Source organism: Nostoc sp. (assembly GCF_036917815.1).
In the GTDB taxonomy this organism is placed as follows: Bacteria; Cyanobacteriota; Cyanobacteriia; order Cyanobacteriales; family Nostocaceae; genus Nostoc.
Genome location: NZ_JBALEK010000086.1, coordinates 19,696 through 34,741, shown reverse-complemented (window position 1 = coordinate 34,741; position 15,046 = coordinate 19,696). Strand labels below are relative to the sequence as shown.

11 protein-coding genes and 1 pseudogene are annotated in these 15,046 nt (G+C 42.6%); 9 read left to right on the top strand and 3 right to left on the bottom strand.

Translation table 11 applies throughout. The features are described 5' to 3' along the window. Positions 1-88 precede the first annotated feature (88 nt). Positions 89-871 carry an exodeoxyribonuclease III gene (xth, locus tag V7K97_RS25585; RefSeq protein ID WP_334803790.1) on the top strand — a complete coding sequence of 261 codons (783 nt, stop codon included), beginning with the start codon at positions 89-91 and terminating at the stop codon, positions 869-871. A 50-nt stretch (positions 872-921) separates the two neighbouring features. Here the strand turns inward: xth and V7K97_RS25580 are convergent, their stop codons facing one another. Next, on the bottom strand, positions 922-2,010 hold the full coding sequence (locus V7K97_RS25580) for a T3SS effector HopA1 family protein (RefSeq protein ID WP_334803789.1): 1,089 nt from the start codon (positions 2,008-2,010) through the stop codon (positions 922-924). A 92-nt stretch (positions 2,011-2,102) separates the two neighbouring features. Beyond that, on the bottom strand, positions 2,103-3,344 hold the full coding sequence (locus tag V7K97_RS25575; RefSeq protein ID WP_334803788.1) for a phosphotransferase family protein: 1,242 nt from the start codon (positions 3,342-3,344) through the stop codon (positions 2,103-2,105). A gap of 588 nt (positions 3,345-3,932) precedes the next feature. Between V7K97_RS25575 and V7K97_RS25570 the strand changes: the two genes are divergently transcribed. The 6 genes from V7K97_RS25570 (at position 3,933) to V7K97_RS25545 (ending at position 10,927) form a co-directional block, all read left to right on the top strand. After that, positions 3,933-4,265 carry a hypothetical protein gene (locus V7K97_RS25570; RefSeq protein ID WP_334803787.1) on the top strand — a complete coding sequence of 111 codons (333 nt, stop codon included), beginning with the start codon at positions 3,933-3,935 and terminating at the stop codon, positions 4,263-4,265. 135 nt (positions 4,266-4,400) lie between these two features. Then, entirely contained in the window at positions 4,401-4,559 is a 159-nt protein-coding gene (locus V7K97_RS25565; RefSeq protein ID WP_334803786.1) for a hypothetical protein, read from the top strand. 236 nt (positions 4,560-4,795) lie between these two features. After that, positions 4,796-6,064 carry an HlyD family secretion protein gene (locus V7K97_RS25560; RefSeq protein ID WP_334803785.1) on the top strand — a complete coding sequence of 423 codons (1,269 nt, stop codon included), beginning with the start codon at positions 4,796-4,798 and terminating at the stop codon, positions 6,062-6,064. Between the two features lie 311 nt (positions 6,065-6,375). Continuing rightward, positions 6,376-8,361, top strand: a complete 1,986-nt coding sequence (locus tag V7K97_RS25555) for an ATP-binding cassette domain-containing protein (protein ID WP_334803784.1) — start codon at positions 6,376-6,378, stop codon at positions 8,359-8,361. A gap of 6 nt (positions 8,362-8,367) precedes the next feature. Next, on the top strand, positions 8,368-9,507 hold the full coding sequence (locus V7K97_RS25550; protein ID WP_334803783.1) for an ABC transporter permease: 1,140 nt from the start codon (positions 8,368-8,370) through the stop codon (positions 9,505-9,507). A 295-nt stretch (positions 9,508-9,802) separates the two neighbouring features. Continuing rightward, positions 9,803-10,927, top strand: a complete 1,125-nt coding sequence (locus V7K97_RS25545) for an ABC transporter permease (protein WP_334803782.1) — start codon at positions 9,803-9,805, stop codon at positions 10,925-10,927. A gap of 253 nt (positions 10,928-11,180) precedes the next feature. Here the strand turns inward: V7K97_RS25545 and trxB are convergent, their stop codons facing one another. After that, positions 11,181-12,551 (bottom strand): thioredoxin-disulfide reductase, encoded by a 1,371-nt coding sequence (gene trxB / locus V7K97_RS25540; RefSeq protein WP_334803781.1) that lies wholly within the window; start codon positions 12,549-12,551, stop codon positions 11,181-11,183. A gap of 1,291 nt (positions 12,552-13,842) precedes the next feature. Here trxB and V7K97_RS25535 point away from each other — a divergent pair. Together V7K97_RS25535 and V7K97_RS25530 are read left to right on the top strand one after the other, a co-directional pair. After that, a pseudogene (locus tag V7K97_RS25535) lies at positions 13,843-14,073 on the top strand (Uma2 family endonuclease); the annotation flags it as partial. A 300-nt stretch (positions 14,074-14,373) separates the two neighbouring features. Further along, a complete protein-coding gene (locus V7K97_RS25530) occupies positions 14,374-14,928 on the top strand; it encodes a type IV pilin-like G/H family protein (protein ID WP_334803780.1) in 555 nt (184 codons plus the stop codon). Positions 14,929-15,046: the final 118 nt, after the last annotated feature.

Here is a 15,046-nt window from a genome sequence, read left to right as displayed (position 1 = left end):
ATGGAACAGAAATTATAAATATTAATTAATTGTACAATAATTACATAATTTGTAATTAGTAATTTACAAAAACTCTGATAATTAACTAATGAAAATCGCTACTTGGAACGTCAACTCAATTCGCACTCGCCTTGAACAGGTTATCGATTGGTTAACCCTGAATCCTGTTGATGTTCTCTGCTTGCAAGAAACCAAAGTTGTGGATGCTGAATTTCCGCGATCGCCTTTTGAGCAGTTAGGCTATAACCTTTATCTATCAGGACAAAAATCTTATAACGGCGTAGCCCTGATTAGCCGCCAGCCACTCCTAGATGTCAGTAGCGGCTTTCGGGCGATTTTACCAGATTTACACCACGAATGGGACGAGCAAAAGCGGGTGATTACAGGTGTAATTGATGGTGTTAGGATTGTAAACTTATATGTTCCCAATGGTGCAGCAGTAGGAACCGAGAAATATGAATACAAACTACGCTGGTTGGCAGCGATGCATGAGTATTTACGATTGCTCGTGCTGTCACAACCTGCAATCTGTGTATGTGGCGACTTCAACATCGCCCTAGAAGATAAGGATATTCACGAGCAAGTGAGTACAGAAAATCACATTATGGCAACAGAAGCAGAGCGCCAAGCCTTACGGGATATTTTGACAATGGGATTTGCCGATGCTTTTCGCAAATTCACCACAGAAGGTGGAAATTATAGCTGGTGGGATTATCGCGCCGCCGCCTTCCGACGCAACTTAGGTTGGCGAATTGACCATCACTATCTGACACCCGTGCTATATGAGCGTGCTAAAAGTTGCATCATTGATGTCGCACCGAGAAAATTAATCCAACCCAGCGACCATACGCCGGTAATTGTGGAATTTTGAATTGGGCACTTGTACTTCGGCTTCGCTCAGTACAAGTGCCCAATCCCCAATCAATTTAACGGATAATATATATCCTCAGAACTGGGATTGAGATAAGGACGCTGCAAATCTATTAAGTGTCGCGCAAAGTGTTGGTCAATTGTCCTCATCCGTTCCTCCATCGCATTTTTACCTTTTTGCCAAGCTTCTAACAAAGCATTCGCGACGATTTGGCAACGATTCATTCCAAAACTTTCTTGTGCCGCAAATTTTTGGGTTGGTTCCTCGGCTAAACCTAACCCTGGAGCTAAAAATTTGGTAAATAAAGGGATTTCGGGCTGGAAATGGGATTGATTTTCTATATAAACAGCCTGAAGGATTGTGCGGATTGCTGGATAGTCGGGGAGTTCAAAGTAAAGTAGCCCCGAATCATAGCGTCCGTATGCAGAAGGGTTGTGGAGAACCTGAAAGCTAAAGGGAATCGAGGCTGCGTTCAATTGCAGTGTCAAGCTTTCCATGAGGGCGATCGCACCAGATGCCGTAAAATTAAAGTAAATTCGCCCTGCTCCTAAATCTGCGTTTGGGTTGCTCTGGCGTTCCTGTCCAATATTACCAACTGCCAAGTAACAGCCATTTTGCAGTCTATTTTTGGGCATCCAGATTGCTACCATATCACCCACTTTCGTAGATTTCTTACTGGATTGTAGATGGCAATCTGGCTCAACATAAAGTGTTAAACCGCCTTTAGTCACCGCTATAGTCCCATCAGGTTCTTTTCGCAACACCTGCCATTTCGGGTCAAAGTAGCCTATGCCATGATTGCTGGCGTGCAATTGCTCGTAAAAATTCCAATCAATCTCCAAAATGGAATTATCTGCTAAATTATGCTTTGGCGGCTGATTAATATTATCAGTATTCACTGCCAAAGTACTTTGCAGAGAGCCATTGTAATAGATTCCATAGAGAAAATTTCGTAGCAGTAAAGTGAGGTATTTCTGTTGTAAATCTACAGGATTTTGCTGAAATCTGTCGGCTATTTTAGTTGGTAGAGCAAAAGGTTGATAGTGGGGATGGCAAATACAAAAATTTGACTCAATCTGGATATTCTTAGCAATATCAAATAGAGAATTTAGCGGTTGATTGATAGAGTAATTTAGCATTATTCCATTCCGAAATCAAACTTTAAAAAAATAGAATTCAGGAGTCATAGTTCTGTGTTAGTGGTGAGGTACGGCAGTCTTCTTCTTTGGCATTAACAACCACGCAACTGAGTTTTTTCGTAATAAATGCGAAGTAACTGCTGCTCCCTTACAGGCTGAGGAAATTTATGGATTTTTGCCACAGGATTCAGGATTTCTGATTCTGACATCCCGAAAATAGTTAGTACAGCTTGCTCCGGCATTGTGAGTAAACTTTTAGCTACTTTGAGCATACAGAGGTCAGCATTATTAAAGTATTTTTGGCACGTAATCGTATCCTGAATTTGATGAATCAGTGCCAGTCCCGCAAACTGAATAACGCGCAAAATAAAGTCACTGCGGTATGACAAAATCATCGGAAAAGTATTTACATAAGCCCTAATTAGGGCAATAAGTGAAGGTTGTAAAATCTCTAACGGTGTTAACGCCAAATGTAGAGATTCTTCTAACTCAATAGTGGGGTCTACTACGAGGCTCTTGAGCCAAATTCCTAAGTAGCTTGCCAGTAAAGTTCCTAAATCAAAAGCTGGGTCTCCCCAAGAGCAAGCTTCCCAGTTAATTACTCGTACTAGACAATTGTCTAATTGCTCCCACCTGGAATGAACTAAAATGTTGTTCAATTTCAGATCGTTGTGAGTCAAGCAGCAAGGATTCCAGTTATATGCCAAATCTGCGATCGCAGATTCCAAACTCTCGTACTGTTGATAGAGAACATAGAATTTCAGTGCATCTGTGGGAACACTGCCAAAAATCTCTAAGCCAATTGACCCTACTCCTTGGGCTGGATTGTAAAAGCCATAGCGAAACTCTCCTTGGGGAGCAGTTGCCATAAAATCTTTATATTCTCGGCGGTTGTAGGTGGCGCGATGCAGTCCCGCCAAAGTAGTGCCGATGGCAGAAGCAATTTCTTGTGCGAAAATCTCGTTGTTGTGGTAGAATTTCGCAAGCTCTAGATATTCACTCAAGTAGTTACGGACAAGAATAGAATTTTCTTCGTCAAAATGCACTACCAATGGTGCAATTGCTGAAGTATTACCTAAAACTGGAAACTGTTGCAGCAACTGGTGAAATAGCCACTCCTGAAACAATTCATGAGGCGCGTCGTCATTGTTGTTAACGTTACGTTCTTGTTTAAGGAGCAGTTGGCGGTTATCTGCTAAAGTCACTAGCAAATTGAAATTGTTCTTACTACTTCCTGGCAACTCAGATTTTTCTGATACGCCATCTTCTGAGATACACAGACCCGCGTCTTGCAGATACTGGATAACGTTATGAGAAGACAGTGATAATACCATGTATTACTTCCTACTTCGTTAAATTACTTAAACTTATCTGTGTCGAATTTCCTTGGTATTACCAGGTTTCAGTAGATAGAAACTAATGTGCGAATAAAAATAAAGATTTCTACAATCTACTAATATCCCATACTTTGGATAAAAACCTGCCAAAATGGTACCAAGTCCTTTGCAATTCCTTTAAAATTTGCTCCAAGATACAGTGACATCTTTACACTTTATCAGCATAGTTACTTAGACGGATCGAGAGTAAGTTGTGTGGTAGAGCTTTTTTTGTGGCAAAGAAGCATCCCCAGCAAAAAACTGATTGGCGATAGATGTTGTTTGATGTTCAGTAGTCATCCTGAAAGCAGCGAAGAATTTCAGTAATCCTTCGGGGTACGAAGCATGACATCCAATGCTATTACTTTTATTTATCATCACGAAGCTAAAAAAACCGGAGTTTTTTAGCAATTAGTAATTATTTTTTTCTTTAATTTTCAGAATTTATGTCTGGAAGCCTTGTGATAGCGTCATTTTTTTTACCGACAAATTGGAGATGACTGTGGGCGATCGCAATAAAGGCTACATGAGCGCATCTTATGTAACTTGTCACTTCCTCAAAACAGCGCGTTACGGCGAAATATCCAAGAACTGATTACCAGTTGGCGGATAACTGTCATAAACCAAGAAAACCTGACGGAAGATGACCAAGAGGTGATTATGAATTTATCGCAAGCTTATTTAGAATGGCGAGAAGCTACCTTACAAGAAGGACAGCGCCAAGTGGTAGAAAACTTGTTGCGTGTCCGGTTTGGTTCGCTGGATGACGAATTGGAACGAGTAATTGAGCCTTTGCTACAGTTACCACCACAAGATTACAGCCGCTTGTTACTCGAATTATCTCGTGATGAGTTGTTGACAAGATTTGGCGGTGGTTGAGTTCAATTGAAATATGCTCAAGGAGCGATCGCAAATTATCAGCTAAACCACATCTAGTTTGCATATCTACAGTTAACTCTGCATCGTTAATTTCTGGAGATATCTAATTATTTGACGAATCAGCTTTAAAAAGTAGTGTTTTCACTGATTCGGCTGAACCATAGCGTATTGGGTTGTACAATTCTTTTAGTGACAGATCATAAGCAAATTCGGGATATCGGCGATCGCATCGTCAGATATACCAAAGCTGGTCTGACTTTTCATGTTATGTGGAAAAGTCCACCAAAAACCTAACCCCCTAACCCCCTTCCCTAGGAGGGAAGGGGGAAAATTCAAAGTCTCTGACGCCACGTGCAACAAGAGTGGCTCGCCGCCCAACGCAGTGGCTCCTCCTTAAAGGAAGAGAGAAATAGAAGTGAGGTTTTCCAGATGCCGTGAAAAGTCAGCAAAGCTGGTCGTCTGCTCAAGGATAGTATTGATGTCAGGGCAAAAGTGAACTAGCTTAATCTGATATTCTTCCCCACTACAATATGACTCAGTTAATCTCACCACCCCAAGAACCTATTGATGGTGCTGTACCGGAGAAAAAAAAGGGTAAACCATCTCCCCGCCTGCTGATCCCCGTAGCCTTATTATTTATAGGTGCGGGTGTCACAACCTGGTTTTTCCTCTCACCGCACTCGGAAACTAACGCGCTGCGGTTGAGTGGTCGCATTGAAGGCTATGAAACTGATGTTGGTGCAAAAGTAGCGGGTCGAATCGAGTCCGTAGCCGTGCGAGAAGGCGATGCAGTCCATAAAGATCAAGTGATTGTGAAGTTGGATGATGCCGAAATTCAAGCACAACTTCAGGGTGCAGAGGCGCGTTTAGATTCTATCCGCAAACAAGAAGAACAGGCGCGGTTGCAAATCAATATCTTAGAAAGTCAGATTACAGAAAATCAGCTTACCTTACAACAGGCGCGGGGAGATGCCAAAGGTCAGATTTTTCAAGCTGAGTCATCAGTTGCTTCAGTTCAGGCGCAACTAAATCAAGCGATCGCTCAAGTAGAGCAAGCCAAGTCGGAATTGAAACTCGCGCGGATAAACCGCGATCGCTACACTAATTTAGTTGCCGAAGGAGCCGTTACCCAGCAACAATTTGACCAAGCCCAAACCAGCTTTGAAACTGCCTTTGCTACCCTGAAATCACATCAAGCATCGGTAGATTCTTATCGGAAATTAGTCAATTCTGCCCAAGGACAATTAACCCAAGCCCAAAGCACAGGCTTAAATCCTTCGATCCGTAACGCCCAACTAACTGGGTTACGCACCCAATTGGCACAGACGCGCTTAAAATTAGCCGCCGCCCAAGCTGATGTCGCCAACGCTAAAGCTTCCCAGCAAGAAACTAAAGCCCAGATTGCCTACTTAAATGTAAAAAGCCCAATTGAAGGCGTAGTCATCAGCCGGAATGTAGAACCAGGAGCAGTTGTGACGGCTGGCAAAACCCTGCTGACAGTGATTGATCCCAAAACAGTTTATTTACGTGGTTTTATCCCTCAAGGCGAAATTGGAAAACTGCGAGTTGGTCAGTCAGCGAAGGTATTTCTAGATTCCGCACCCAAACAACCCTTGAGTGCTAAAGTTGCTGCTGTTGACACCGAAGCATCTTTTACCCCTGAGAATATTTATTTTCAGCAAGACCGAGTTAAACAAGTTTTTGGCGTTAAAATCACCATCGACAACCCCAATGGATTCGCCAAGCCAGGAATGCCGGCGGATGGTGAGATTACCATCACACCAGATGCCAAAAAATGACTTTTGTCATACTCCAACCTAATTCATAATTAGGGATTTCTAAGAAATAAATTATCTAAGAAAACGAACCACGGAGGCGCAGAGAAGCCAGTGCGTTGCGGGGGTTCCCCCCGTTGTAGCAACTGGCGCGGCACGGAGAGATGAAGAGGAGAGAGGATTGTTGTATGAGATTTTTGGATGTTTTTTAATCGAGCGTCTTGATTCTGACCGAAGGCGGAGCGTCTCCGGCTCCGTTCCTGAATTCTTCTTCAAGAAAGTCCCGTTACGAATTACGAACTTGTACTGAGCGTAGCCGAAGTATTACGAATTATATGACTACCATCACGCCATCTGCTGAACTGGGCGATTCCCTAAGTTATCCCCAAATTGGTGCAGAAGTAATTCAGGTAAAAGGGTTATCCAAACGTTATGGAAAATTAGTTGCGGTTAAGGGAATAGATTTTGCCGTCCAGCAAGGAGAAATCTTTGGTTTAATCGGCCCTGATGGTGCGGGAAAAACCACGACCTTCCATATTTTAGGCGGGGTGATGGAAGCATCTGCTGGCAAGATCCAGATTTTAGGTAAACTACCCCGCGATGCGCGTTTATCTATTGGTTATCTGACACAGCAATTCTCACTGTATCTCGACCTGAGCATTGATGAAAATCTGCGTTATACTGCGGGATTGCGTGAAGTTCCCGACCAGCTTTTTGGGCAGCGTCGTCAGAAATATCTGCGATTAATGAGTTTGGATAAATTTAGCGATCGCTTGGCGGGTCGTCTCTCTGGTGGGATGAAGCAAAAATTAGCTTTGTGCTGTGCCTTGATTTCCCAACCGGAAATTCTGCTATTGGATGAGCCGACAACAGGAGTTGATCCGGTATCTCGGCGAGAATTTTGGGATGTTCTCGCCGCCATTGCTGCCGAGGGAGTTACCGTAGTTGTGGCGACACCTTATTTAGATGAAGCCGAAAGGTGCGATCGCATTGCTTTAATGTATGAAGGCGAAATTCACCAAATTGGCACTCTTTCTCAGTTGCGCGAGAGTCTGGGTTTACAGCGTTTGGAAGTTCGGACTCAGCAACTTGAAGCCGCAGAAAGAGCATTGCATGAGGCGACAAATAGTAAATATACATCAATTGTCGATGTCCAAACCTTTGGCGATCGCTTGGATGTGCTAGTTAAAGATGCCGCAGTCGCTACAGCCGCAGTTCAAACAATTTTCACTCAGCAACGGCTACAACTTGACAGCATTCAAACTGCTGACGCTACCTTAGAAAACGTTTTTGTTTCCCGTCTACGTGCAGCTGGTAATGACCCAGAATTTATCCCTTTTCCTCGTGGGAAGAAGGGGAGTGGGGAGTTGGGAGTTGGGAGTGGGATTGCTATTGGGGCGAATCAACTCAGAAAGGTATTTGGCGACTTCCAGGCAGTTAAGAGTGTAGATTTGGAAGTTCGCTATGGCGAAATTTACGGCTTGCTAGGAGCCAATGGTGCGGGAAAAACAACTACCATTAAGATTCTCTGTGGCTTGCTAGAACCAACATCCGGGAAAATTTCTTTAGCTGGACAAACTCAAAATCTGCGTAGTAGTGCTGTACGCCAACGTATCGGCTACATGAGTCAAAAATTCACCCTCTACGATGATTTGACCATTATCCAAAATCTAGAATTTTACTGTGGAGTTTATGGTGTACCAAGTCGGTTACGCCGCCCCAAAATTGATTGGGTACTTGCCACCTGTGGTTTAGTTGGCAGAGAAAATATGCTCACGGGACAACTACCAGGAGGATGGAAGCAACGGGTAGCTTTTGGCGCTTCGGTGATGCACGAGCCAGAAATTTTGTTTTTAGATGAACCGACATCAGGGGTAGACCCTTTAGCACGTCGTCAATTCTGGCGGTTGATTAATGAATTTGCCAGAGCCGGTACAGCAGTATTGGTGACTACCCATTATTTAGAAGAAGCAGAACAATGTAACAGAATGGGGTTTATGGTAGCCGGTGAAGTGGTGGCGCAGGGTTCGCCAAGTGAGATTAAAGCTGCTCAACCCGGACAACTGGTGGAGGTTGTAACCGATAAAACCCAAGATGCCTCGAATTTACTTAAAACTCAGTTTGCACCGTGGCGAGTATCAATTTTTGGCGATCGCTTACACCTTGTTCTCGATCATTCCGACTCAGATATTCCCCATATCCGCTCAATCTTACAAACAAATAGGATCAATCTTCGCTCTCTGCGACCTATTCCCTTTTCTCTCGAAGATGCATTTATTGGGATTGTCCAGCGTACCCAAGAAGAGGAGAGGGAGAACTAATCAAAAATGAAACGAATTTTATCTCAATGTCGTAAAGAATTAGCCCAGTTTCAGCGCGATCGCTTTACTTTAGCCTTAGCATTTCTTCTCCCATTTATCAGTTTAATTATCTTCGGTTTTGCGATTCGATTAGAATCTAAAAATATTCCCTTATTTGTGCAAGATTTTGACCTCAGTCCCCTCAGTCGTGCTTATACCGAGCGTTTATTTGCTACCAATCAATTTGAACAAATTAATAATCATAGCTTTCCGCTTCTCAATTCCAATGCAAAACCTAAAATCCAAAATCCTCAATGGGCAATTGATCAAGGACTTGCAAAAGCGGCTGTAGTCATTCCGCCAGATTTCAGTCGTCGCATTAAATCAGGTTTAACTAGCACAGTCCAAATTTTAGTTGATGGAACTGATGTTAATAACGCACGAGTTATCAAAAACAGTATTCAAGCAACAACAAAATTCTTTCTTCAAAATTCTGGCTTACAACCATCATCGGATAAAGTTATTGCCCACATCCGCCTCTGGTTTAATCCGGGAAGAAAAGAATCTCTTTCAATAGTTCCAGGAGTTTTTGCAGTTATTTTGTGGATTTATCCCTCATTATTAACAGCAATTACTATGGTGCGCGAAAAAGAAAAAGGGACAATATTACAAGTTTATACTTCTAGTCTCAGCGCCGAAGAATTCTTATTAGGAAAAGCTTTAGCTTACCTATTAATTGGAATTAGCGAAGCTTTGCTGATTATCACAATCAGTGTGATAATTTGGCAACTAAGATTAGCTGGAGATCCAACGCCATTATTAATAGGTACACTCATATTTTTGATAGATAGTATTATGTTTGGTTTATTAATTGGCATTCGTTCTGCAACTCAAAATGCTGCCGTTCAAGCTATTGCATTATTGGGTTTTTTGACATCTTTATTACTAAGTGGATTCATTTATCCGCTTATTAATATACCCTTTCCCCTGTCATTAGTTACTTATATTGTTCCAGCACGTTATTATATAGACATTACTCGTGATGCCTATGTACGTGGCACTGGTTGGCCAGGAATCTGGGTATCATTTTTAATGCTGGTTATCTTAGGGTTATTGCTATTTAATGCAGCACGTCGGATATTAAAACGAATGCAACTACCAGATTAATCATTAGCTAAATAAGTAGGTAGGTATAATTAAACATAAAATAAAATCCTAGTTCGTATTCAGCGATTCATCGCTCAAAGCAAAGTCCTTACTACAAACTTGAATTTATTTAAGCCTAGCTACTTCTTATATTTATTATTTTCTATCAAGTTTGAATAATTAGTTATGATTTCCACATTCATTGCACCCCACCCCATCAAACTGATGCTTTATCTCCCCTCTCGAAGAGCGGGGAGGGGATTAAGGGGTGGGGTTCTTGGAGTTTAACAAGTAATCAATTAGAACTAAATTAGCCATGAACTTAATCCAAAGGTTCTTCAATAGCCGATTCTGGAGTTTAACTATTAAAGAATTTCGCCAAATATTGAGGAGTAAAGAAACACTAGTATTATTAATAATCCCTCCCACAATCCAAATGCTAATTTATGGATTTTCTCTGAATCCAGATGTGCATTATCTAAAATTAGGAATCGTTGATTATGCTAATACTTACGAAAGCCGAGAGTTAGTTGCTGAATTAACTCAAAATAAAGTCTTTGTCGTGGAAAAATATCTGTTTAACGATCAGGATTTGGGTGAGCAAGTGCGACAGGGAAAAATCACAGCCGGGTTAGTAATTCCCTATGATTTTAACCGCCATTTCTCCGAAGATCAGCCAGCCGATATCCAGGTTTTAGTTGATGCAGTAGATGCGAATACTGCTGGAATTGCTCAAGGTTATTTAAGTCAGATGATTTCTCAATTTAATCAACGCTTTTCATCTAATAAAACACCAGCATTAATTAACACTGAAACCACCTTTCTTTATAATCCGGGACTAGTGAGTAGTTGGTTTTTTATTCCAGGGGTTTTGGGAGTAATTTTGACACTAATTAGTTCCTTAGTTTCTTCAGTCACAGTTGTCCGAGAAAAGGATACAGGAACTCTAGAACAACTGTTAATGACTCCTTCTGAAGCTTGGGAAATTTTGTTAGCTAAAATTGTGCCCCTGTTTATTCTGTTAATGGGCGATGTCATCTTAGCTTTGAGTTTGGGAAGATTAGTTTTTGGAGTGCCTTTTCGAGGCAATGCTTTTCTATTTTTAGGACTATCAGGACTTTATTTATTTGTGGGTATTGGCATTGGGATTATGCTGGCAACAATATGTCGAACTCAGCAACAAGTTGTACTAACATCATTTTTTATTAATTTACCACTAATTCAACTTTCTGGCGCAATTTCACCCGTTGAAAATATGCCTGTCATATTTAAATATATATCGCTACTCAACCCCCTACGTCATTATGTAGCGATCGTTCGGGGAATACTGCTTAAAGGCTCAGGTTTAGATGTACTTTGGTTGAATGCGATCGCACTTTTGGTTTTTGCCATAGTGCTTTTATCTATCAGTATTAACCAATTTCGTCGTCAACTCAGCTAGTCTTCATGGATAGCTCAATTGTATCGGCTCAATAAGTAGGGGTAGCAGAGGAAAAGAAGTGAAGCGAAGTACACACAGTGTCATAAAATGGGACAGATGACTCAGATGCGATATAAAATTATATCGCAAGGTGTAGGGGCAATTCATGAATTGCCCCTACGGGTGTACCTCACGTGAACGAGAACCGCTATAAGAAACGCTATATATGGCGGGTATTGGGCAGAGTCTTTCCCAGTTTCCAATACCTACTATCTCAAAGATTACTTTCAATCAACTGGCGGTACTCGCTCTTTTGCTTGACGCCTTTGACTTCCTTCACGAGTTCCTTATTTTTGAACAGTTGAACCGTTGGCGTTCCTGTTACACCAGCATTTTCAGCAATATCTCGGTCTTTGTCGATGTCAATTTCCACAAAGTGAATTTTGCTGTCAAATTCATCCACCACTTTATTTAAAATTGGCTTCAGGGTATGACAAGGGCCACAACCAGGAGAGACATATTTAACAAGGAGTAAGCGATCGCTTTCATGGAACAATTTCCTTAAAGCGTAACCTCCCAGATGGCGCGTCGCATCCAAGTTAAATCCAGCTTCTTCCTCGGCTTCAGTCTTTTTAGCTGGCTGATGTTCTAATTCATTATCTGCTGTTTCTGACTGTTGATGGAATTCTTGAATCAAGCCACTGGATGACAACCAGCGTTCTGCCAACATCGCCGCCATACAGCCAGTACCCGCAGCCGTAATTGCTTGCCGAAACTCATGATCTTGGACGTCGCCAGCAGCAAAAACGCCTTCTACGCTGGTTTCTACAGTACCGTGCTTGGTGACAACGTAACCCACCTCATCTAGTTCTAACTGCCCTTTAAATAAAGAAGTATTGGGACTGTGACCAACGGCGTAGAATAAACCCTTAGCGTGCAGTTGGCTTTCTTCACCAGTTTGAGTATTGCGGATTTTTACCCCTTCCATGCGATCGCTACCGAAGATATCCACGGCTTCTGTGTTCCAATGCACCTGGATTTTCGGGTTGCTCAAAACCCTGTCTTGCATAGCTTTAGAAGCCCGCATTTTATCAGTACGTACCAACATATTCACCTTAGATCCGTATTTGGTGAGGTAAATAGACTCTTCCGCCGCCGAGTCGCCAGCACCAATTACAGCCAATTCTGCACCGTGAAAAATTGGTGTTGCACCATCGCAAATCGCACAAGCGGAGATACCCCGACTCCAAAATTCATGTTCGCTGGGTAAACCCAAACGCTTTGCCGTTGCACCAGTAGCAATGACGATGCTGTTGGTTTTAATTTCCCTTTCTAGCGATCGCACTGTAAAGGGACGCTGACTCAAGTCAACTGAGATCACATCTTCAGTATATAACTCAGCCCCCCAGCGCTCCGCCTGCGCCTTCATCTGATCCATCAGTTCAGGCCCCGTAATCCCTTGAGGAAATCCCGGAAAATTCTCAACCTCTGTCGTTGTCATTAATTGCCCACCAGGTAAACCCCCGGCTTGGAAACCTTCAAATACAACGGGTTTCAGGTTAGCGCGTCCGGCATAGATGGCGGCTGTGTACCCTGCTGGACCTGAACCGATAATTACTAAGTTTTCTACTGTGGGGTTAGTCATAATTCTATGCAAACTCATAACGACTACGCTTAATATAGCATAATAAATTATGATTGGCTAGCTCACATCTTGCACCTAGTAGTCCGTCCTGACTTTTCACGTTATGTGCAAAAGTCCACCAAAAACCTAACCCCCTTCCCTAGGAGGGAAGGGGGGAAATTCAAAGTCTCTCTCCTTTTAGGAGAGAGAAATAGAAGTGAGGTTTTCCAGATGCCGTGAAAAGTCAGGGGTGTGTTAGCGACAGCGTAACGCACTAAATCCTTACGAATGGTGCGTTACGGATTTAATCCTAACGCACCCTACAGTACCTAATTTTGTTCAAAAATCAAATAAGAATCCTATATAAAAGCGTTATTTAGTGTCTTATGCCCTTTGCGATTACAGACTTAGAGCAGTTAGTTCCAGACTTAATGGTTGAGAGTGAAGTACTCCGGCTTGCTTCGCTGAAGCCGGAGCTTCAAAGATAACAACCATCATCGTTTCGCGTCTCATTCGTCGTTGCCACGTTGGGTATATCACTCTTGATATTCGGGACTAAACCCGATAATGGTCTTACACAGCGTTTCTGGTATTGCTACCTTTATCTTCTCAGGAAGAACCCGCGCAGCCGTCCGCCTTCGGCAGACAGTTTTATTACTTTTTCGTACACCCCTGTGTGGCTTATTTTTTACCGCAGGGCGTAACCATACGAACCAGTGACCGAGGTCTTTCCCCCTTTCTCTCGCTCTTAGTCTAGGCAAGCGTATTACCGCTACTGTGGCCGTTTGTTATATGAGTCGAGTGGGTGGGTCAACAACCATTTATATATTCCCATAGATATATCCACACTATAGACATATTTATGAAAACAAAGGAAGTACATATTCGTATATCAGAAAAGCGTTTCAACGAAGAGGCAGGGGGCAGGGGGCAGGGAGCGGGGGGGAATGACCCCTGACTCCTGCCGTGTAGCGGAGCGGAACATGGGTCTGAGTCCCCCACTTCTATTAAGTGGTTCTCGTTCAGGTGGGGTCGAATCCCCCTTTCTGTTCCTTCTCCCCTGCTAAGAGCTCCCTGCTCCCCTGCCTCTTTTTCAACAAACTAAAAAACCATGCCACTTTCAAGGAAAAAACAGTGACTCAAATGATTGAAGATTACATTGACAAATTGCCTAGCCACAAGATTGACGACTCCTTATCCAACCCGCTCCCTAATCAATCTAACGATTGATTAGGGAGCGAGTTGGAATCGTCGCCGTCCGCTCCCTATCCCCACCCTATGAGTACATTGAGGGTGGGGACTTCCGCGATACGTTAAATCTAAAAGCGACAGAATTAAACCGCTTGAAGAGAAGATTCAGCTATTTTTGCAACTTGGGTCTACAGTCGGTATGTTGATTGACCCTGACAAATTGACGGTAACAGTTTATCGAATAAACCAAACTCCAGTGGTGATGCGGAATGGCGACACCCTCACACTACCAGACTTGCTAACAGGTTGGGAACTGGCAATATCAGAGTTGTGGCCACCTGAGTTTGAATAAGACACTTCCACACATTGATATTAGACATAGGAGTGAAAATGACGTAGGGACAATTCATGAATTGTCCCTACCAAGGATTTCGAGCAACGCAGAATTAATTTTCCCAGATGTCTATTGAGAATCTAGCCTCTGGTGTTGACTAGGGGCTTAGTGATGTTTGTGTTATTTGGGATGCAAGGATTCTGGATTGTGTGACTGTATCTCCCCAAAGTTTTTTTCTGAAGGTGATAGGAAAGCGATCGCAGGTGGGTAAGTTACATCTAGAACACACAACTACTTCCTCCCCCTGGGAAAACACTTATGAAAACCGAATTGAAAGCAAAATTTCTCCAACACATCCTCGACAAAAAGAAGGGAGATGAGGGTTTCACACTTATTGAATTATTGGTAGTAATTATCATCATTGGTATTTTGTCTGCGATCGCTCTACCTTCTTTCTTGAACCAAGCTAACAAAGCCAAACAGTCAGAAGCTAAAACTTATACAGGTTCGATGAACCGTGCCCAACAAGCTTATTACTTAGAAAATACTGCATTTTCAAGTCAAATTGGTACTTTAGGTCTTGGTATTGCAACACAAACTGTAAATTACCAATACTCGGCTGTCATACTGTCGGGCAGTAGTGTAGTCAGCAACCAAGCACAAGTAATACTTGCCACTGCGCCTCTCAAAAGCTATCTTGGTATTGTAGAGATCACAACTCAAGCAGCTACCAGTGAAGCTACTACCGTAGCTGCTTTGTGTGAAGCTAATAACGCTATGGTTAACGGTGGTGTAAATGCAAGTGGCGCCACAATTGCCTATACTGCTGGAGCGCCTAGTTGTCCTGCCAGCTTCACCTCTTTAGCTAAGTAACCAACCAAGGATAAACAGTATATAAATTGTTTCTCAACTAGATATTTTCCAAAGTGGGTAGATGCTTCTATCCACTTTATTTCCATTACGTGAAGTCGTTCACAATTATATTCCTCAT